The 20,234-nt window shown below is 72.8% G+C and carries 17 protein-coding genes; 8 read left to right on the top strand and 9 right to left on the bottom strand.

Features of this window, described 5'->3' with window-relative positions:
- Positions 1-4: 4 nt before the first annotated feature.
- The gene (locus ABT123_RS12775) at positions 5-1,225 is read left to right on the top strand and encodes a cytochrome P450 (RefSeq protein WP_351312641.1); all 1,221 of its coding nucleotides are present in this window, start codon (positions 5-7) and stop codon (positions 1,223-1,225) included.
- A gap of 13 nt (positions 1,226-1,238) precedes the next feature.
- On the opposite strand, the gene ABT123_RS12770 is transcribed toward ABT123_RS12775, so the two are convergent.
- The 3 genes from ABT123_RS12770 to ABT123_RS12760 are packed head-to-tail and all read right to left on the bottom strand — an operon-like array spanning position 1,239 to position 4,969.
- Positions 1,239-3,056 carry an FAD-binding dehydrogenase gene (locus ABT123_RS12770; protein ID WP_351312640.1) on the bottom strand — a complete coding sequence of 606 codons (1,818 nt, stop codon included), beginning with the start codon at positions 3,054-3,056 and terminating at the stop codon, positions 1,239-1,241.
- Between the two features lie 58 nt (positions 3,057-3,114).
- Positions 3,115-3,729: a 3'-5' exonuclease gene (locus ABT123_RS12765; RefSeq protein ID WP_351312638.1), complete on the bottom strand. Its 615-nt coding sequence runs from the start codon at positions 3,727-3,729 to the stop codon at positions 3,115-3,117.
- Positions 3,730-3,772: 43 nt separating this feature from the next.
- Entirely contained in the window at positions 3,773-4,969 is a 1,197-nt protein-coding gene (locus ABT123_RS12760) for a GDSL-type esterase/lipase family protein (protein ID WP_502970946.1), read from the bottom strand.
- A 248-nt stretch (positions 4,970-5,217) separates the two neighbouring features.
- On the opposite strand from ABT123_RS12760, the gene ABT123_RS12755 reads away from it, so the two are divergent.
- On the top strand, positions 5,218-6,738 hold the full coding sequence (locus ABT123_RS12755) for an amino acid adenylation domain-containing protein (RefSeq protein WP_351312634.1): 1,521 nt from the start codon (positions 5,218-5,220) through the stop codon (positions 6,736-6,738).
- A 60-nt stretch (positions 6,739-6,798) separates the two neighbouring features.
- Here ABT123_RS12755 and aceB read toward each other — a convergent pair whose 3' ends face one another.
- A complete protein-coding gene (gene aceB / locus ABT123_RS12750) occupies positions 6,799-8,424 on the bottom strand; it encodes a malate synthase A (RefSeq protein WP_351312632.1) in 1,626 nt (541 codons plus the stop codon).
- Between the two features lie 304 nt (positions 8,425-8,728).
- A complete protein-coding gene (locus ABT123_RS12745; RefSeq protein WP_351312630.1) occupies positions 8,729-9,415 on the bottom strand; it encodes a nucleotidyltransferase family protein in 687 nt (228 codons plus the stop codon).
- Between the two features lie 252 nt (positions 9,416-9,667).
- Here ABT123_RS12745 and yczR point away from each other — a divergent pair, with 252 nt between their 5' ends.
- Positions 9,668-11,164 carry a MocR-like transcription factor YczR gene (yczR, locus tag ABT123_RS12740; protein ID WP_351312628.1) on the top strand — a complete coding sequence of 499 codons (1,497 nt, stop codon included), beginning with the start codon at positions 9,668-9,670 and terminating at the stop codon, positions 11,162-11,164.
- A 30-nt stretch (positions 11,165-11,194) separates the two neighbouring features.
- Here yczR and ABT123_RS12735 read toward each other — a convergent pair whose 3' ends face one another.
- A complete protein-coding gene (locus tag ABT123_RS12735) occupies positions 11,195-11,824 on the bottom strand; it encodes a response regulator (protein WP_150206566.1) in 630 nt (209 codons plus the stop codon).
- A gap of 2 nt (positions 11,825-11,826) precedes the next feature.
- Entirely contained in the window at positions 11,827-13,011 is a 1,185-nt protein-coding gene (locus ABT123_RS12730; RefSeq protein ID WP_351312789.1) for a sensor histidine kinase, read from the bottom strand.
- A 144-nt stretch (positions 13,012-13,155) separates the two neighbouring features.
- Here ABT123_RS12730 and ABT123_RS12725 point away from each other — a divergent pair, with 144 nt between their 5' ends.
- Entirely contained in the window at positions 13,156-14,238 is a 1,083-nt protein-coding gene (locus tag ABT123_RS12725) for an ABC transporter permease (RefSeq protein ID WP_351312626.1), read from the top strand.
- Positions 14,235-14,915 carry an ABC transporter ATP-binding protein gene (locus ABT123_RS12720; protein WP_351312624.1) on the top strand — a complete coding sequence of 227 codons (681 nt, stop codon included), beginning with the start codon at positions 14,235-14,237 and terminating at the stop codon, positions 14,913-14,915. Before ABT123_RS12725 ends, ABT123_RS12720 begins: the two co-directional genes overlap by 4 nt.
- 108 nt (positions 14,916-15,023) lie before the next feature.
- On the opposite strand, the gene ABT123_RS12715 is transcribed toward ABT123_RS12720, so the two are convergent.
- Positions 15,024-15,827 carry an IclR family transcriptional regulator gene (locus ABT123_RS12715; RefSeq protein WP_351312622.1) on the bottom strand — a complete coding sequence of 268 codons (804 nt, stop codon included), beginning with the start codon at positions 15,825-15,827 and terminating at the stop codon, positions 15,024-15,026.
- A 328-nt stretch (positions 15,828-16,155) separates the two neighbouring features.
- Here ABT123_RS12715 and allB point away from each other — a divergent pair, with 328 nt between their 5' ends.
- On the top strand, positions 16,156-17,499 hold the full coding sequence (gene allB / locus ABT123_RS12710; protein WP_351312621.1) for an allantoinase AllB: 1,344 nt from the start codon (positions 16,156-16,158) through the stop codon (positions 17,497-17,499).
- A 2-nt stretch (positions 17,500-17,501) separates the two neighbouring features.
- Complete coding sequence (gene alc, locus ABT123_RS12705) at positions 17,502-18,635, top strand: allantoicase (RefSeq protein ID WP_502970943.1); 1,134 nt, start codon at positions 17,502-17,504, stop codon at positions 18,633-18,635.
- 74 nt (positions 18,636-18,709) lie between these two features.
- On the opposite strand, the gene ABT123_RS12700 is transcribed toward alc, so the two are convergent.
- Positions 18,710-19,441 carry an SDR family oxidoreductase gene (locus ABT123_RS12700; protein ID WP_351312617.1) on the bottom strand — a complete coding sequence of 244 codons (732 nt, stop codon included), beginning with the start codon at positions 19,439-19,441 and terminating at the stop codon, positions 18,710-18,712.
- A gap of 173 nt (positions 19,442-19,614) precedes the next feature.
- Between ABT123_RS12700 and ABT123_RS12695 the strand changes: the two genes are divergently transcribed.
- Complete coding sequence (locus tag ABT123_RS12695) at positions 19,615-20,232, top strand: dihydrofolate reductase family protein (RefSeq protein ID WP_351312615.1); 618 nt, start codon at positions 19,615-19,617, stop codon at positions 20,230-20,232.
- The last annotated feature ends 2 nt before the right edge of the window (positions 20,233-20,234 follow it).

The following is a 20,234-nucleotide window of genomic DNA, read 5'->3' as shown; positions in this document are numbered from 1 at the left end:
GATCGTGACCGTGATCCCCGCCGGCGAGATCAACCTGCTCGAGGACACCTGGGCCCGCGAGGTCCCGCACGACCAGTTCACCCGGCTGCGCCGGGAGGACCCGGTGCACTGGCACGACGTACCCGGAGGCCACGACGGGTTCTTCGCCGTCACCCGGCACGCTGACATCAAGGCCGTCAGCCGCGACCCGGAGCTGTTCTCCACCGAGCTCGGCTCCTTCCTCATCCGCGACCAGGCCCCCGAGTCCCTGGAGGCGTTGCGCCTGGTGCTGCTCGGCATGGATGCGCCGCGGTACTCCCGCTACCGCTCCCTGGTCAGTGCCGGGTTCACACCGCGGGTGATCCGCCGGCTGGCCACCCGGATCCGCGAGCAGGCGGCCGACCTGGTCGCCACGATCCCGGCCGGCGGGACCGTGGAGTTCGTCGAGGAGATCGCGGCCCGGCTGCCGGTGGAGACCATCTGCGAGATGATCGGCGTACCGGCCGGGGACGAGCGGCTGGTCTTCGAGTGGAGCAACCGGATGGCCGGCGGCCAGGACCCGGACCTGTCCGGCGGGCGGGCCGACAGCGACCTGGCCGCCGCCGAGATCTACGCGTACTGCGACGCGCTCGTGGCCGAACGCCGGGTCCGGCCCCGGGAGGACATCCTGACCACCCTGGTCCACGCCGAGGTGGAGGGGGACCGGCTCACCCCGGACGAGATCAACATGTTCTTCGTCCTGCTCTGCGTGGCGGGCAACGAGACCACCCGCAACCTGCTCTCGCAGACCGTGCTGGCCCTCGCCGAACATCCGCAGGTGCGGGCCGAGTTGGCCGCCGGCACCGAGGACGACGCGCTGTGGGCCACCGCCACGGAGGAGTTCCTGCGCTGGAGCGGGTCCATCCACAACTTCCGCCGGACCGCCACCCGGGACACCGTGCTGCGCGGAGTGCCGATCCGGGCGGGCCAGAAGGTGGTGACCTACTACACCTCCGCCAACCGGGACGAGGAGGTGTTCACGGACCCCTTCACCCTGGACGTGCGGCGCACCCCGAACGAGCACCTCGCCTTCGGCGGCGGCGGTCCCCACTTCTGTCTGGGTGCGGGCCTGGCCCGCACCCAGATCAACTCCCTGATCCGTGAACTCCTGCGCCGCCACCCCGAGTTCGCCCTGGCCGGGTCGCCGCGCCGGGTCCGCTCGGACTTCATCAACGGCCTCAAATACCTCCCGGTCGGCTTCGGATAGCCGCCGTTCGGGGTCAGACCCCGGTGGCGGCTGCGGCTGCCCGGCCGGCCTGCCGGCCGGAGAAGATGCAGCCGCCGAGGAACGTGCCCTCCAGGGACCGGTAGCCGTGCACCCCGCCGCCGCCGAAGCCGGCGACCTCCCCCGCCGCGTACAGGCCGGGCACGGGGTTGCCGGAGGCGTCGAGGACCCGCCCCGAGAGGTCGGTCTGGAGGCCGCCGAGCGTCTTGCGGGTGAGGATGTTGAGGCGTACGGCGATCAGCGGGCCGGCGGACGGGTCCAGGATCCGGTGGGCCGACACCGTCCGGCTGATGGCATCCCCGGGGTAGGCGAGGGCGTTGCAGATGCCCATGACCTGGACGTCCTTGGTGTACAGGTTCTCCATCTCCCGGTCCCGCGCCTCGATCTGCCGCTTGAGGCCGGCCAGCTCGATCAGGTCGTCGCCGGTCAGCCTGTTCATTCCGGCGACCAGGTCGGTCAGGTTCGTGGCGACCACGAAGTCGGCCCCCCGCTGCTTGAACCTCTCGATCGGCTCCGGGCTCTGCCAGATCCGCGACAGCAGCTTCAGGATGTCCTTGTTGGTGAGGTCGGGGTTCTGCTCGGAGCCCGAGAGGGCGAACTCCTTGGCGAGGATCTTCTGCGTAGTCACGAACCACGAGTAGTCGTAGCCGGTGTCCGTGATCGACTTCAGGGTGTGCAGGGTGTCGTAGCCCGGGATGTCCGGGGTGCCGAAGCGCCGGCCCTTCGCGTCGAACCACATCGACGACGGGCCCGGCAGGATGCGGATGCCGTGACCGGGCCAGATCGGGGCGTAGTTGCGGAGACCCTCGGTGTAGTGCCACATGCGGTCGGGGTTGACGATGCGTCCGCCCGCGCGCTCCGTGATGGCGAGCATACGGCCGTCCACGTGCGCGGGCACGCCCGTGACCATGGTGGCGGGCGGGGTGCCGAGCCTGGCCGGCCAGTTCCGGCGGACCAGCTCGTGGTTGGCGCCGATGCCCCCGGAGGTGACCACGACGACGGGGGCGCGCAGCTCGAACTCACCCACGACGGTGCGGGAGCTGGGCGTGCCGCGTGCCGAGCTGCTGGGTTCCAGGATGGCCCCGCGCACGCCGGTGACGGCTCCCGCCGTCGTGACCAGCTCGTCCACCCGGTGCCGGAACTTGAAGGTCACCTTCTTGTTCCCGACGGCGGCCCGCACCTTCTTCTCGAAGGGTTCGACGACCGCCGGGCCCGTTCCCCAGGTGACATGGAACCGCGGCACCGAGTTGCCGTGGCCGTCCGCGAGCCCGCCACCGCGCTCGGCCCAGCCCACGATCGGGAACCACTGCACGCCCAGCCCGGCCAGCCAGGACCGCTTCTCCCCGGAGGCGAAGTCCACGTACGCCTCGGCCCACTTGTACGCCCAGTGGTCCGGACCGGCAGGGTCGTCGACGTCCCGGTCGAAGCCCGCCGTGCCGAGCCAGTCCTGCCAGGCGAGGTCGCGCGAGTCCTTGATGCCCATGAGGCGCTGCTCGTGGGAGTCTGCGAAGAACAGTCCGCCGAAGGACCAGAACGCCTGCCCGCCGATGCTGGCCTCCGGCTCCTGGTCCAGGAGCAGCACCTTGCGCCCGGCAGCCGCGAGTTCGGCGGTGGCGACGAGGCCGGCGAGGCCGTGCCCGACGACGATGGCGTCCGCGTGGTACGACTCGGCACCGAAGGCGGGGAAGGCGTTGGCGGCCAGGGCGGCCCCGGCGAGCACACCGCCGGTGACGGTGAGGGCCCGGCGTCGCGTGATGCCGGGCGGCTCCCCGGTGTGGGGCGTGGGAACAGCGAGGACCGGACGGCAGAACATTACCGACCGGTATTACCGACGGTAACTCACGGCCCGTCAGTTCTGCCGGACCCCTGTCTCACGAAGGCATGCCCGGCCAGGCCATCAGGTTGCTCATCAGCTCCGCCTGCTCGATCGCATCGTCCAGCGCGTGGTGGGTGTGCCGGCGGCGGGAGAGGAGGTGTCGCGGCATGGTGCCCTTGGCGACGGCGCGGAGCGGGAGCGCGGCCTTCGTCGCGTAGAGGGTCTTCATGTCCAGGCAGCCGGAGTGGCCGAAGGGGCTCTCCCCGGTGAAGCGGATCAGGTACCAGTACAGGAACGTCCAGTCGTACGAGGCCGGGTAGCCGCACATCACCGGCTGGGCCCCCGCGCCCGCCCCCGAGCCCGCCGACACCTCGCGGACCCAGGCGCTGAACTCCCGCATCGCCGCGGCCGGGTCCGCGCCCTCGGTCCGGAGCCGGTCCCGGTCCAGCCCGCTGACGGCGAGCGCCTCGGGTACGAACTCCTCGCTGATCGGCCGGAGTTCACGGTAGAAGGTGTCCTGCTCGGGGTCCGCGGCCGTGTAGCCCTCGGCGTCCTGCCGGCCGGCGACCGCCGCGCCGAGACTGATCATCGAGTACGGGCCGGGGATGGGGCCGTCGGCCTCGATGTCGACGGAGATGTAGAGGCTGGGTTTGATCCTGCGTGCTGCCATGCCGGTGAGCATGGCAGCACGCAGGCCGGTGGATCATCCGGATTTACGGGAGGGCGGTCAGGTACATCCCGGTGTGGTCCTGCCCGGCGGTGTTGCGGCAGGAGAACCCGGCCGCGCCGGCGGGCTGGGCCGCGACCAGCGACAGGCAGCGGCCGGCGGCCAGCTGGCCGTAGTAATTGGGGTGCATGGACTCCTGGACCAGGCCCTGGGTCTCGTTGTTGTCGATCCAGCGGGCCCATTCGCTGGTCGTCGCGGAGGCCGGGACGGTCGAGCTGACCGGCTTGCCGGCCTTGGCGCAGACCTCACGCCCCTGCAGCATGTCCCGCAGGTCCATGAACTGGGCGCCCTTGGCCGCCGCCACACCCTTCAGCCGGTTCGCGATCTGCGGCACCAGGGAGTCCCGGGCCCAGTCGGAGTCCCGGTTCCAGAAGGGGCAGCCGCCGGTGTTGTAGCGGCTCCAGTCGCTCTGCGGGTGCCGGTTCTCCGCGCCCCGCGGAATCGGCGAGGGGTAGGACTGGAGCACGATCCGGTACGAGGAGTCCGCGTACCCGGCGTTCCGCATCACCGTGCGGATCTCGTCCAGCGACTTGCCGACCTTCGCCATCACCCCGTCGATCTTCTGGTCGACCCCGTACTGCTGGTCGTCGTGGCAGTAGGAGTTCCAGAGGACGAAGTCGTAGGCGCAGTCCTCGATGATCTGGGCGAAGCCGAGGTCGTTGCCGCCGATGGACAGCGTGATGAGCTTGACGTCGTGGCTCGCGGCGACGGCGGCGAGCTGATCGGCCTGCGGGGCCTCGCCCTTGTAGGCCACCCCGCCGTTCGAGGCGCGGAACACATTGTCCGTCACCGCACCCGAACAGGCCAGGTTGACGGCCACGGCGGCGATCGGGCCGGCGCTCTTGACCTCGGCGGAGTCGGAGCGGTGGCAGCCGTTCGCGGCGGTGCTGCCGTATACCTTCGACGGGTCGTAACTGGAGCCGCTCACCCAGGCGCGGTCGGTGCCGTTCCGGCTCCCGCTGTTGGTGAGGCTGTTGCCCTTCCAGCGGCCGGCCTCGCCGGAGATGTAGCTGTCGCCCAGGGCGACCACGGCGGTGGGCCCCTGCCCGGGCCCGGCCGCTGCGGTACCGGCGCCGGCGGTGAACACCCCGGCCAGGGCCAGCGGCACGGCCAGACCCGCGCCGGCCACCCGTCGCACCCGGCTGCCGGTCGCCCGGTCCTTGCGTATCGTGCGGAATCCGATCACTGCGGAACTCCTGCGGTCGGCCACGCCGGGGACGACGAGAACTCCGGTGCGTGGCTGGGTAAGTGGGGGTACCTCCGGCCGGGGGGTTGGCAGGAATGTGGCATGCCCCGTCTTGTTACCGCTAGGTAGCCGCAGGTTACGATGGAGTAACGACCGACCGGTCGTTCGGGCTTGACCGCCTGGACTGCCGGGCGGCCGACGGAAATCCACGAGCGGGCCGGCGCCCGAGGCCGCAGGATGCGGGGGTGGACCACCTCCTGCTCGGGCTCGCCGCCAACCCCGCCCTCCCTTCCGCGCTGCTCGGCCGGCTGGTCGACTGCGTCATCGAGTCCGGGCCAGACTCCGTTATTGCGGAGGTCGCCGTCGTACTCGCCGAACGCCCGGACCTCGGCCCGGCGCACGCAGCCGCCCTCACCGCCGTGTACGGGGAGAAGGTCGCCGTATGCCTGGCCGAACGGGGCCGCCTCGACACGGCGGACGTGGATCCCGCCGTCTGGCCGCTCGCCGCCCTCGCCCTGCTCCGCCACGGCACCGCACCTCCGGCATGGGCGCGGGTCCTGGCCGCGGCTCCGGATGCCTTGCACCGCAGGTTGCTCGCCGCTGAACCCGCCGTGTTGTCCGCCGAGGTAGTTGACCTGCTCGCCGCCGACCCGGACATCGACGTGGTGGCGGAACTCGCCCTGGAGGCCGGCCCGGAGCTCGCCGCCCGGCTCGCCCGCCACCCCCACGCGGAGGTTCGCCTCGCGGTTGCCCACAACCGGGCGACTCCGCCCCCGGTGCTCCGCGCGCTGCTCACCGGCGAAGGCCTGCCGGCCGCCCGGGCGTGCCTGGTCTGCGACCAGGAGCCGGTGCCGTTCAGCCACGACCCGCAGTGCGGGCGGGCGGACTGCGACCTGCCGGCCGACGCGGCCTGCGACGGCACCCACCAGTCCACCGGCCACCGGATCCGGCGGGCCGCGCTGGGCAATCCCGCCACCCCCGGGGAGGCCGCGGCCCACTTCGCCGACTCGCCCTCGGTGCTGCTCCGCTGGTCCCTGGCAGGCCACCCGGACCTCCCGCAGACGGCGTACGCCCGGCTCGCCGCCGACCCGGTGCCCGGGATCCGGATGGAACTCGCCGGGAACCCGGGCGTCGGTTCGGCCGTGCTCGGTGTCCTGTTCGCCGATACCGCTTCGCACGAGGTGCTGCGCTCCGTCGCACACCGTGCGGATCTCCCGCCCGAGGTGGTGGCCGGCCTGGCCCGGTCACCGCAGGCCGGGGTGCGCCGGTTCCTCGCGCAGCGGCGCGACCTGCCGGATGCCGTGCGCGAGGCGCTGGCCGGGGACCCGGACGCCGGTGTGGCCGCGCGGGCCGCTGCACACCCGGGCCTGTCCGAGGCCCGGCTGCGGTCCCTTCTCGACCGGTTCGGGGATCAGGTGGCGGCCGGGATCGCGGCCAACCCCGATGCCCCGGCCGCCCTGTTGGAGGAGCTTGCGGGGCGTCCGCACCCGCCGCGCAAGGCGCTCCGGGCCATCGCCGCGCATCCGCGGGCCACGGCCCGGGCCCTCTGCGCCTGCCTGGCCGACGGCCGGGCCCGGCGCCTGGCCGCCGGCCGCCCCGAGCTCCCCGTACCGGACCTGCTGCGGCTGCTGACCGACCGGGACTGGCGGGTGGTGGAGGCGGCGGCGGCCAACCCCGCGCTGCCGGCCGGGGTGATGGCGGACCTGGTGGCGGGTGCGGTGCCGGCGGAAGTTGCCGGGGACGGCGCCGCCCCCGGGGTCGGGTGACACCGGGGGCGGGGCGGTCGATTCGGCTGCTGTGCGATGCAGTCGAAGCGGGGTGGGGGGTTAGCGCTTGGCGATCAGGCGGTCGTATGCGGGGAGGGTCAGGAAGTCCGCGTAGTCCGCGTCCAGGGAGACCTGGAGTAGCAGGTCGTGGGCCTGCTGCCACTCGCCGGCCGCGAAGGCCTCCTCACCGATCTCGGCGCGGATGGCGGCCAGTTCCTCGGCCGCGACCTTGCGGGTCAGGTCGGCGGTGGCCGTCTCGCCGTTCTCGAAGACCACGCCCGCGTTGATCCACTGCCAGATCTGGGAGCGGGAGATCTCGGCGGTGGCGGCGTCCTCCATCAGGTTGAAGATGGCGACGGCGCCCAGGCCGCGCAGCCAGGCCTCGATGTAGCGGATGCCGACCTGGACGGCGTTGCGCAGGCCGTCGTAGGTCGGGCGGGCGTCCAGCGAGTCGATCGCGATCAGGTCGCCGGGGGCGACCGAGACGTCCTCGCGGAGGCGGTCCTTCTGGTTCGGCTTGTCGCCGAGCACCGCGTCGAAGGAGGCCATCGCGATCGGGACCAGGTCCGGGTGGGCGACCCAGGAGCCGTCGAAGCCGTCGCCCGCCTCGCGGTCCTTGTCGGCCTTGACCTTCTCGAAGGCGACCTTGTTGACCTCGGCGTCCTTGCGGGACGGGATGAAGGCCGCCATGCCGCCGATGGCGTGCGCGCCGCGCTTGTGGCAGGTGCGGACCAGCAGTTCGGTGTACGCCCGCATGAACGGGGCGGTCATCGTCACCGCGTTGCGGTCCGGCAGGACGAACTTCTCGCCGCCGTCGCGGAAGTTCTTGACGATGGAGAAGAGGTAGTCCCAGCGTCCCGCGTTCAGTCCGGCCGCGTGGTCCTTCAGCTCGAAGAGGATCTCTTCCATCTCGTACGCGGCGGTGATGGTCTCGATCAGGACGGTCGCGCGGACCGTGCCCTGCGGGATGCCGACGTAGTCCTGTGCGAAGACGAAGATCTCGTTCCAGAGGCGGGCCTCCAGGTGGGACTCCGTCTTGGGGAGGTAGAAGTACGGGCCCTTGCCGAGGTCGATCAGGCGCTGCGCGTTGTGGAAGAAGTACAGGCCGAAGTCGACCAGGGCGCCGGGGACGGAGCGGCCGTCGAGCTGGAGGTGGTGCTCCTCCAGGTGCCAGCCGCGGGGGCGCATCACGACGGTGGCGAGCTGGTCCGCGGGCTTCAGGGCGTACGTCTTGCCGGTGCGCGGGTCGGTGAAGTCGATCCGGCGCTCGTAGGCGTCGATCAGGTTGAGCTGGCCGAGGACGACGTTCTCCCAGGTGGGAGCGGAGGCGTCCTCGAAGTCGGCGAGCCAGACCCGGGCGCCCGAATTGAGGGCGTTGATGGTCATCTTGCGGTCGGTCGGACCGGTGATCTCCACCCGGCGGTCGTTGAGCGCGGCCGGGGCCGGCGCGACCTTCCAGTCTCCCTCGCGGACCTGTGCGGTGTCCGGGAGGAAGTCCAGGTGGGAGGTGCGGGCGATCTCGGCGCGCCGTTCGGCGCGGCGGGCCAGGAGCTCGTCCCGGCGCGGGGTGAACCGCCGGTGCAGCTCGGCCACGAAGGCGAGTGCCGCTTCGGTGAGGACCTCGTCCTGCCGGGGCAGGGGCTCGGCGTCGACGATGGCCAGCGGGGACGGCGCTGGTGCGGACATATCTGTCACTCCTTCAGCGGCGGTGCCTGGCGGCCGCTGGGGAATGCTCGCGCGCGGACGGCACGCAGTGCCGTCGAGTGTGGAGAGTTCCAATTACGGTCGCGGGCGCCGTCTGGGGGTTCAGGGCGCTTCTGACCAGTGGATAGTAATTTCCTCATGGTGGAAGTTCAATGGTTTGTTGATGTCGAGATTCTCTGAGTCGACAGATACCTACCCCGGATGGCGCTCAGTGCCACCCCGGTCACGCCCCGCACAGCCCGGCCCGCCGCGCGGCTCCCGGCCGGGACGCCCGGGGAACCGCAGCTCAGGCCGGGTCGAGGCGCGCCAGGTCGGCCGGCAGGTCGATGTCGAAGGGCTCCGCCACGTCCGCGCACTCCACCAGCGTGAGTTCCGCCGCATGTGCACTCAGATGGACGCGCGCGCCGCGGTCGCCGGTCGCAGTCGCCACGATGTCCGGCCACCGGTCCGCGCCGAACAGCACCGGGTGGCCGCGCTCGCCGTCGTACGCCGCGGCGACCAGGCTCGCCGGGGAGCGGTACGCGGCCCGCACCCGGGCCACCGCCGCCGGCCCGATGCCCGGCTGGTCCACCAGCGACACCAGGGCCGCGGAGGCGCCCGTACCGGCCAGCGAGGCCAGCCCGACCCGCAGCGAGGAGCCCATGCCCTCCGCCCAGTCCGGGTTGTCCAGCACCACACAGCCGGCCAGGTCGGCGCGCTCGCGGACCTCGGCGGCGGAGGCCCCGAGCACCACGTGCAGCGGTGCGCAGCCCGCCTCGCGCAGTACCCGTACGGCGTTCTCGACGAGCGGGCGGCCACGGTGGGGGAGCAGCGCCTTGGGGCGCCCGCCGAGCCGCCGGCCACCGCCGGCGGCCAGCAGCAGCCCGGCGATCACCGGGGGGCGGGGCGGGCGGGGGAGGCCGGCAGCGAGGCCGGAAGTGGGACCGGAAGCGGGGCCGGAAGCGGGGTCGGTGGAGGGCTCGTTGGCTGGCATGACACCGATTCTCGCCGCCCCGACTGCGGCCGGCGCCGGGACCGCTCCCGGAACCAGGCGCCCACGGCGCCCACGGCGGCCGACACGGCGCGCAACCGCACCGGCTCGGCGATCCGGTGCTCCGCGGCGAGCAGCAGGGCACGTTCTTCGCGATCCGTGATCATCTCGGCAACTCCTTGCCAATCGGGGGCCAATACCGCGAGTCTGGACCCCGATTGGCCTGGCAGGCAGAGCCAATCGGGGGAGGTTGGCATGGCAAACGGGCGAGTGGTCCAGACGGCGGACAGCACCATCGGCAGCCGCCAGCTGGCCGCACTGCTCCCCGCCGGGGTACTGGCCCGGCCCGGCTACCGCGCCCTCGCCGACGCCGTCCGCACCCTGATCCTCGACGGCCGGATCGCCCTCCATGTGCGGCTGCCCGCCGAGCGTGAGCTCGCCGAGGCCCTCGGCGCCAGCCGGGCCACCGTCACCGGCGCGTACGACCTGCTGCGCGAGAGCGGCTACGTCCGCAGTCGGCGCGGCTCCGGCACCTGGACCGAACTGCCCGAAGGCCACCGGCCGGTCGGCGCGCACGTGCTGCTCGGCCCCGGCGGCCACATTGGGGAGGGCACTGAGGGCACTGAGGGCATCGACCTGGCCACCGCCGCCATGGGCGCCCCCGAGGGCAGCGTCGCCGAGGCCCTCGCCTGGGCCGCCCCCCGGCTGCCGGAGGCCGCCCGCACCCCCGGCTACCACCCCTTCGGCCTGCCCGACCTGCGGGCCGCCGTCGCGGACCGGTTCACCCGGCGCGGCCTGCCCACCCGCCCCGAGCAGATCCTGGTCACCGCGGGCGCCCAGCAGGCCCTCGCCCTGGTGATGAGCCTGCTGTGCCGGGCCGGCGACCGGGTGGTCACCGAGAACCCCACCTACTCCAACGCCCTGGACGCGATCCGCCACGCCCGCCTGCGCACCGCCGCCATCGCGGTCTCGGACGCCGGCTGGGACATGGAGATCGCCGAGTCCACGCTGCGCCAGACCGTGCCGCGACTGGTCTACGTGGTCCCGGACTTCCAGAACCCCACCGGGGCCCTGATGCCGGCGGAGCAGCGGCTCCGGCTGCTGGCCGCGACCCGGCGCACCGGCAGCTGGCTGGTGGTCGACGAGACCATCGCCGACATCGCCCTCGATGTGCCGGCGCCCCCGCCGCTCGCCTCCCTCGCCCCGCGCGGCGGCGCCGACCACGTGATCACCATCGGCTCGCTGAGCAAGACCCACTGGGGCGGGATCCGGGTGGGCTGGATCCGGGCCACCGCCAAGCTGATCAACGAAGTGACGGCCGTCCGGGTGGCCGCGGACATGACCGGCTCGGTACTGGACCAGCTGCTCGCGCTCCCGCTGCTGGCCGGCCTGGACGCGGGCCTGCCCGCCCGGCTCGCGCAGCTGCGGTCCCAGCGGCAGGCGCTGGCCGAGGCGCTCCGGCGGCACACCCCGGAATGGTCCTGGCAGCTCCCGCCGGGCGGCCTCTCGCTCTGGGTCGACCTCGGCGAACCGGTCAGCTCGGCGCTGGAGGACCGGGCGGCGGCGGCCGGGGTGTACATCGGCCGGGGCGCCCGCTTCGGCGTGGACCCGGGCACCTTCGAACACCGGCTGCGCATCCCGTACACCCTCCCGGCGGCCCGCCTGGACGAGGCGGTCCGCCGGCTGGCCACGGCCTTCCACGAGGGAGTCCCGCTGCACCCGGCGGTGGACCGCCCGTACTGGGTGGCCTGACCGGCCCGTCCGTCAGACCGACCCGTTCCGTCAGGGGGTGCGGATCAGGCGGCGGGTGCCGGCCGCGGCCACCGCGGCCGTACGGGAGTCGACGCCCAGCTTCGCGTAGATGTGCACCAGGTGGGACTTCACGGTCGCCTGGCTGAGGAACAGCCGCTTCGAGATCTGCTGGTTGGACAGCCCGTCCGCGACCAGCTGCAGCACCTCCAGCTCCCGCTTGGTCAGCGCCTCCGCCGGCGTCCGCATCCGGTCCATCAGCCGCAGCGCCACCGCCGGCGCCAGCGCCGACTGCCCGGCCGCCGCCGTGCGCACGGCCGCCGCGAGCTCCTCCGGCGGGGCGTCCTTGAGCAGATAGCCGGCCGCACCGGCCTCCACCGCCGCCAGGATGTCGGCATCGGTGTCGTACGTGGTCAGGATGAGGACCCGGGGCCCGCCGGGCCGCGCGGTGATGGCCGCGGTGGCCGCCGAGCCGTGCATGCCCGGACCGAACTGCAGGTCCATCAGGACCACGTCCACCGCCTCCGAGGCGGCCAGCTCCACCGCCCGCTCGGCGGTCGCGGCCTCCGCGACCACCGTGAACCCCGGTTCGGTGTCCAGCACCGCACGCAGCCCGGCCCGGACCACCGGGTGGTCGTCGGCCAGCAGCAGCCGGATGGTCATGGTCAGGCCTCCACGGGCAGCGGCAGCGGAAGGGTCACGGCCACGGCGGTGCCCTGGCCGGGTGCGGACTCCACGGTGAAGATCCCGCCCAGCGACTCGGCGCGGGACCGCATCGCGGGCAGCCCGAAGCCGCCCCCGCCGGCCGATGCTGCCAATGACGGGTCAAAGCCCGTGCCGTCGTCCACGACGTCCAGGGTCACCGAGGCATCCATGAAGGTCAGCGTGATCTCGGCCCGCCCGGCCCTGGCGTGCCGGACCACATTGGCCAGCGCCGACTGGGCGATGCGGAGCAGCGCCACCTCGTACGGGGTGGGCAGCGGGGTGGGGCGGACCGGCCCGCTCAGCGAGAACCTGACCCGCGGCCCGGGCGCCGACCCGCACAGCCGCTCCAGGGCCGCCGCCAGCGAACCGTGCTCCAGGTCCGGCGGAGTCAGCGCCCGTACGAACCGCCGCGCCTCCGCCAGGTTCTCCTGCGCGGCCTCCCGGGCCCGGGCGATGTGCGGGCCGGCCGGCGCATCGGCCGGCAGGGTCCGCTCCGCCGCCCGCAGCAGCAGCTGGATCGAGGACAGGCCCTGCGCCAGAGTGTCGTGGATCTCCCGGGCCAGCCGCTCCCGCTCGGCCAGGACACCCGCGTCGCGCTCGGCGGCGGCCAGCTCCGCCCGGGTGGTGATCAGCTCCTCGATGAGCTCCCGGCGCCGCTCGCTCTCCCGGTACAGCGCCTGGTAGCCCAGCACGGTCGCCACGGCCACCGCACCCCCCAGCAGCGGCCCCAGGAAGGCGCCCGGGGTGACCGCCGGGCTGTGCACCAGGAAGCCTCCGATGGCCGCACCGGCGGTCACCGCCACGGCGGGCAGGCTCCAGCGCAGCGGCAGCAGGTGCAGCTGGAGGAAGTACAGGGGGAAGGCGATCCACAGCCCGTCCGAGGAGACCGCGAGCAGTCCCGCCCAGGCCGCGCCGAGGGCCGCCAGCCACAGCGCACCCGCCCGGGGGGACCGGTGCACGGCGGAGGTCCGTACCCCGGCCGCGTACACGAGGGCCATCAGCAGGCAGATCGCCAGCACGGCGCCGGCCTGCGGTGCGGCATCGGCCAGGGCGCGCGCCGAGGCCAGCCCGAGCAGCCCCAGCAGCAGGGCGTGCAGACACAGCCGCAGCATGCGGGACACGGGGGTGAGGGGCCGGGATTCCAGAAAAGACATGACCCGACCAGCCTAGGCGTGCCATCGGGCCGACCCGGTCAACCAAAAGTTTGATGTCCGAATGCGCCCTTCGATACCAGGATCGGGACTGCGGCTCGATGCGGTGCGGGCGGGGCGGAAAGCAGGGTGGGGAACATGTTCGTCGCATGGAGAGATCTCAGGTTCGCCAAGGGCCGGTTCGCCCTCATGGGCACGGTCGTCGTACTGATCACACTGCTGGTGGGCCTGCTGTCCGGGCTCACCGCCGGCCTGGCCCGGGAGAACATCTCGGCCATTTCCGGGCTGCCCGCCTCGCACCTCGCCTTTGCCGAGCCCGAGGGGGACCAGAAGGTGTCCTTCAGCAACTCGCAGGTGGCCGAGCCGGCCTGGCTGGAGTGGCGGAAGCAGTCCGGGGTGACCTCGGCGCAGCCGGTCGGCATCCGCACCACCAACGCGGTCGCCGGTGACCGCACCGCTTCCGTCTCCGCCTTCGGCGTCGAGGCCGACGGCGGCCTCGCCCCGGCCCGGATCGCCCAGGGGGAGGTGATCCTCTCCGAGCGGGCCGCGAAGGAACTCGGCGGGCAGACGGCCGGCGGGACCCTGAAGATCGGCACCCTGGAGCTGACCGTCCGGTCGGTCTCCGGCACCGCCTCCTACAGCCACACCCCGGTGGTCTGGATGGACCTCAACGACTGGCAGCGGATCGGGAACCCGGGCACCTCCACCGACACCCTGGCCACCGTCGTGGCCCTGGACGGGGACGCCGGCACGGACTGGGCGGCCGGCGACCGGGCGGCCGGGACGAAGACCCAGAGCGTCGACGAGGCGCTCGGCGCCATCGGCTCCTACGCGGCCGAGAACGGCTCCCTGCAGCTGATGCGGGGCTTCCTGTTCGCCATCTCCGCGCTCGTCATCGGCGCCTTCTTCACGGTCTGGACGATCCAGCGCAGTGGGGACGTCGCCGTCCTGAAGGCCCTCGGCGCCTCCACCCCGTACCTGCTGAAGGACGCCCTCGGCCAGGCCGTGGTGATGCTGGCCGCCGGCACCGGGCTCGGCACCCTGCTTGCGGCGGGCCTGGGCGGACTGATCAGCGGCGGCAACGTGCCGTTCGTCCTGGACGCCGCCACCGTGCTCGTACCCGCCGCGGTGATGATCCTGCTCGGCGCGGCCGGTGCGGCCCTGTCCATCCGGCGGATCACCGCCGTCGACCCCCTGACCGCTCTCGGGAGCGCCCGATGACTCTCCTCGTCCATGACGTCACGCTGACCTACCCGGACGGCGAGGGCCGGCTCACCGCCCTCGACCGGGTCCACCTCGACGTACCGGCCGGCACCCTCACCGCGGTGGTGGGGCCCTCCGGCTCGGGCAAGTCCAGCCTGCTCGCCGTCGCCGCCACGCTGGTGACCCCGGACTCGGGCCGGGTGGTGATCGCCGGACAGGACACCGGGAAGCTGACCGCGGCGGAGAAGTCGGCGCTGCGGCGGTCGAAGATCGGCATCGTCTTCCAGCAGCCGAACCTGCTGCCCGCGCTGACCGCGGCCGAGCAGCTCCAGGTGATGGCCCACCTGTCCGGCCGGCCCTCCCGGGAGCTGCGGCGCCGGGCGCTGGAGCTGCTGGCGGCGGTGGGCCTGGCGGACAAGGCGGACAGGCGTCCGCACCAGCTGTCCGGGGGGCAGCGCCAGCGGGTGAACATCGCCAGGGCGCTGATGAACGAGCCCGCGGTCCTGCTGGTGGACGAGCCCACCAGCGCGCTCGACCACGAGCGCGGCGCGGCCGTCCTGGACCTGCTGGTCTCGCTGACCCGTGACCAGGCGACGGCCACGGTCCTGGTCACCCACGACCGCGCGCACCTGACGGCAGTGGACCACACGACCACGATGACCGACGGCCGCCTCACGGACTCGGTCCCGGCGTAGCCGCGGCACGGACCGGCCGACCCCGTCGGGGGGCGGGGCCGGCCCCTGAACACGCAGGGCTCCGCCCGGCCGCGCCGAGCCCCGCTGCGCCCCGCCGGGCTCGCCCGGCTACGCCGGGTTCTGGTTGGCCAGGGCCAACGAGAGCTCCGCCGCCACGCCCTGCAGGATCGGTACGAAGGACTCGGCCACCGCCTCCGTCACCCGGCCCGCCGGGCCGGAGATCGAGATCGCGGCGGCGGTCGGCGAGTTCGGTACCGATACCGCCAGGCAGCGGACCCCTATCTCCTGCTCGTTGTCGTCGACCGCGTAGCCGGACTTGCGGACCTGCTCCAGCGCCTCCAGGAAGCCCTCGGGCGTGGTGATGGTCTTCTCGGTCGCGGCCGGCATGCCGGTACGGGCGAGCAGCGCCCGGACCTCCTCCGCCGGGGTGTGCGCGAGCAGCGCCTTGCCCACGCCGGTGGAGTGCGGCAGCACCCGGCGCCCGACCTCGGTGAACATCCGCATGGAGTGCTTGGACGGCACCTGGGCGACGTACACGATCTCGTCACCGTCGAGCAGGGCCATGTTCGCCGTCTCGCCGGTCTCCTCGACCAGCCTGGCGAGGTACGGGCGGGCCCAGGTGCCGAGCAGCCGGGAGGCCGACTCGCCGAGCCGGATCAGGCGGGGGCCGAGCGAGTACCGCCGGTTGGGCTGCTGGCGTACGTAGCCGCAGGCCACCAGCGTGCGCATGAGGCGGTGGATGGTGGGCAGGGGCAGTCCGCTGGCGGCGGAAAGCTCGCTCAGGCCGACCTCACCCCCGGCGTCGGCCATCCGTTCGAGCAGATCGAAGGCGCGCTCGAGGGACTGGACGCCACCGCTGGCGGCGGTCGTCTTCGAGGAAGCGTCGGTGGTGCTGGCGCTGGACGTCGGCACGGCGCGGTCCTTTCGGTGCTGGCAGGCAAGGAAGCAGCCTACCCGGCACCGGCCGTCGGCCCTAGTGCCGGGGCGGTGCCGTCCTCGCCGGTCAGAGGGGGTTTGTCCGGGTGGCGGACGCCCTCCGCGGGGCGCCTGCCCGGCTCCCGGTGGTGGTAGCTACGTTCTGTAGAGCGAAATCTTAATTCCGTTCTGTGGAAATCTCCAATTGTGGCTCGGGCGTGTGGGCTGTCCGTCCGGGTGCTCTTGACGGGCCCCGGATCGGCGTGAAGACTCCGTCAACAGAACGTTGAATTTCGCTCTGTGGAAGTAGATGGGGAGGTTCCGGGTGTCCGACGTGGCAGTGGAACTGGTACTGCGCTCGACGCGCGTCATCACCCCCGAGGGGACGCGCGCCGCTTCGGTGGCCGTCGCCGCCGGGAGGATCGCGGCCGTGCTGCCGTACGAGGCGGAGGTGCCCGCCGGCGCCCGCCTGCAGGACTTCGGGGACGATGTGCTGCTCCCCGGCCTGGTCGACACCCACGTCCACGTGAACGACCCCGGCCGCACCGAGTGGGAAGGCTTCTGGACGGCCACCCGCGCCGCCGCGGCCGGCGGCATCACCACGATCCTCGACATGCCCCTCAACTCGCTGCCGCCCACCACCACGACCGGCAACCTGGTCGTCAAGCAGGACGTGGCGCGCGCGAAGGCCCATGTGGACGTCGGCTTCTGGGGCGGCGCCCTGCCCGACAACGTCAAGGACCTGCGCCCGCTGCACGACGCCGGCGTCTTCGGCTTCAAGTGCTTCCTGTCGCCCTCCGGCGTCGACGAGTTCCCCGAGCTCGACCAGGAGCAGCTGGCCGCCTCCCTCGCGGAGATCGCCGGCTTCGGCGGCCTGATGATCGTGCACGCCGAGGACCCGCACCACCTGGAATCGGCGCCGGTCGTCCCCGGCCCCAAGTACACCGACTTCCTGGCCTCCCGGCCGCGTGACGCCGAGAACACCGCGATCGAGAACCTGATCGCCCAGGCCAAGCGCCTGGACGCGCGGGTGCACGTCCTGCACCTGTCCTCCTCCGACGCGCTGCCGCTGATCGCCGCCGCCAAGGCCGAGGGTGTCCGGATCACGGTCGAGTCCTGCCCGCACTACCTCACCCTCACCGCCGAGGAAGTGCCGGACGGGGCCAGCGAGTTCAAGTGCTGCCCGCCCATCCGCGAGGCCGCCAACCAGGACCTGCTGTGGGACGCGCTCGCCGACGGCACGATCGACTGCATCGTCTCCGACCACTCGCCCTCCACCGCGGACCTGAAGACGGAAGACTTCTCCACCGCCTGGGGCGGCATCTCCTCCCTCCAGCTGGGCCTCCCGGCGATCTGGACCGAGGCCCGCCGCCGCGGCCACTCCCTGGAGGACGTCGTCCGCTGGATGTCCGCGGCCCCGGCCCGGCTTGCGGGCTTGGAGCAGAAGGGCGCGATCGAGGCCGGCCGCGATGCCGACTTCGCGGTGCTGGCCCCTGAAGAAACGTTCCTTGTGGACCCGGCCGAGCTCCACCACCGCAACCAGGTCACGGCGTACGCGGGCAAGACCCTGCACGGCGTCGTGAAGTCCACCTGGCTGCGCGGGCGGCAGATCGCCGACCACGGCACCCCGTCCGAGCCCACCGGCCTCCTCCTCGAAAGGCAGAACTGACCGTGGCACAGCGTTCGACTCCTTTGGCATCCTTCACCGGCAACGCGAACCCGTACGGAGGCGGCGACCCGTACGCGGACTACCGCACCGCGGACTTCCCGTTCACCCAGTACGCGAACCTCGCCGCCCGTGAGCTGGGCGCCGGTGTCATCGCCGCCAACGACGAGTTCTTCGCCCAGCGCGAGAACCTGCTGATCGCCGAGGCCGCGCACTTCGACCCCGAGCACTTCGGCCACAAGGGCAAGGTCATGGACGGCTGGGAGACCCGCCGCCGCCGTGGCGTCTCCGCGACGCAGCCGTGGCCTACGCCTGAGGACCACGACTGGGCGCTGGTACGCCTGGGCGCTCCCGGCGTGATCCGCGGCATCGTCGTCGACACCGCCCACTTCCGCGGCAACATGCCGCAGGCCGTCTCCATCGAGGCCACCAACTGGCAGGGCGCGCTCGCGCCGACCCCGGAGGAGCTCCAAGGCGACGAGGTGAAGTGGACGACCATCGTCCCCCGCACCCCGGTCGGCGGCCACGCGGCCAACGGCTTCGAGGTCACCGTCGAGCAGCGCTTCACGCACCTGCGCGTCAACCAGCACCCGGACGGCGGCATCGCCCGCCTGCGCGTCTACGGCGAGGTCCTCCCGGACCCGAAGTGGCTGCAGGCCCTGGGCTCCTTCGACGTGGTGGCGCTGGAGAACGGCGGCGCCGTCCAGGACGCGTCCAACCGCTTCTACTCCCCGCCGACCAACACCATCAACCCGGGCCGCTCCCGCAAGATGGACGACGGCTGGGAGACCGCCCGTCGCCGTGACAACGGCAACGACTGGATCCGGTACCAGCTGGTCGCCGAGTCGGAGATCCGCGCCATTGAGATCGACACCGCTTACCTGAAGGGCAACTCGGCGGGCTGGGCCTCCCTCTCCGTCAAGACGGGCGAGGAGGGCGACTGGCAGGAGTTCCTGCCGCGCACCCGGCTCCAGCCCGACACCAACCACCGCTTCGTCCTGGACACCCCGGCGGTCGGCACCCACGTCCGGATCGACATCTTCCCGGACGGCGGCTTCTCCCGCCTGCGCCTGTACGGCTCCCTGACGGACGCGGGCACGTCGGCCCTGACGACCCGCCACCAGGAACTCGCGGGCTGACCCCGCCCCACTGAAGCCCCGGGGGCCAACACCCCCGGGGCTGTCGGGGGCGCGGGCGCGCTCGGGGGGCGGGGTCAGGCTGCGTGGCCGCCGTCGACCGAGAATTCCGCGCCCGTGATGAACGCGGACTCCTCGTTCGCCAGGAACGCCACCATCGCCGCGATCTCCTCCGCCCGGCCGAACCGGCCCAGCGCAGTCAGCGCCGTCTGGCCCGCCGCGTACGGGCCGTCCGCCGGGTTCATGTCGGTGTCCACCGGGCCCGGGTGGACGAGGTTCGCGGTGATGCCGCGCTCGCCAAGTTCCCGGGCCAGCGCCTTGTTCAGGCCGGTCAGTGCCGCCTTGCTCATCGCGTACAGCGTGCCGCCCGGGCCGGGCACCCGCTGGGTCATGCAGGTGCCGATGGTGATGATCCGCCCGCCCCGGCCGAGATGGGCGGCCGCGGCCTGCGTGGCCAGGAAGGTGCCGCGCACGTTCACGTCCAGCACCCGGTCCACATCGGCCGTGCTCAGCCCGTCCAGCGGACCCAGCACCCCGATCCCGGCGTTGTTGACCAGTACGTCGAGCCGCCCGAACGCGCCAACGGTCCGCTCGACCGCCGCGGCCACCGCCGCCGCGTCCCGGGCGTCGGCCCGCAGGGCCAGCCCGCGCCGACCGGCCGCCTCGATCTTCCCCGCCACCTCGGCCGCCGCCTCCGCGTCGCTGACGTAGGTGAACGCCACGTCGGCGCCCTCCCGGGCCAGCCGCAGGGCCGTTGCCGCGCCGATGCCGCGGCTGCCACCGGTGACCAGTACCGCCTTGCCGTTCATTGTTGGCTCCCTTGTTCCCGCCGTGCAGTTGGTTGCGGGTTCAATGAAACTCGTGGCGGGCGATCACCGCTGGCTGGAATCCGACCTCGCGTTCGCGCGTGCCTGACCGATGAGTTCCGCGCGCTCCGGGAGTCTGAACCGGTGAACAGACCCCGACCAAGGAGCGCGGAGCCATGGGCAAGCTGACCCTCACCACATTTGTGACCCTCGACGGCGTGATGCAGGCCCCCGGCGGCCCGGAGGAGGACACCAGCGGCGGTTTCGCCTACGGCGGCTGGGTGGCGCCCTTCGTCGACGAAGGGATGCTGACGTTCGTGACGGAGGTCTTCGCGCGGGCCGGCGCGTTCCTGCTCGGCAGGCATACGTACGACATCTTCGCGGGCTACTGGCCCCGGCAGACCAACCCCGCCGACCCCATCGCCTCGCCGCTCAACACCCTGCCCAAGTACGTGGCCTCCACCACGCTGACGGACCCCGCATGGGCCGGGACCACCGTGATCGACGGGGAGAACCTCCAGGCCGAGGTGGTCCGTGCGAAGGACGCCACCGAGGGCGAGCTCCAGGTGCACGGCAGCGGACAGCTCGCCCAGTACCTGCTCGCCCGCGACCTCGTCGAGGAGCTCAACCTGCTGGTCTTCCCCGTCTTCCTCGGGGCCGGCCGCCGGCTGTTCCCCACCGGCGGCCTGCCCACCACCTGCGAACTCGTCGCCTCCCGCACGACCTCGACCGGCATCGCCATCCACACCTACCGCCCCACCGGCCGCGCCGCCTTCGGCCAGATCGGCGATTGAGC

It is taken from the genome of Streptomyces sp. NPDC002054 (genome assembly GCF_040296685.1).
Taxonomy (GTDB): Bacteria; Actinomycetota; Actinomycetes; order Streptomycetales; family Streptomycetaceae; genus Streptomyces.
This window is presented reverse-complemented; position numbering and strand designations above follow the sequence as displayed.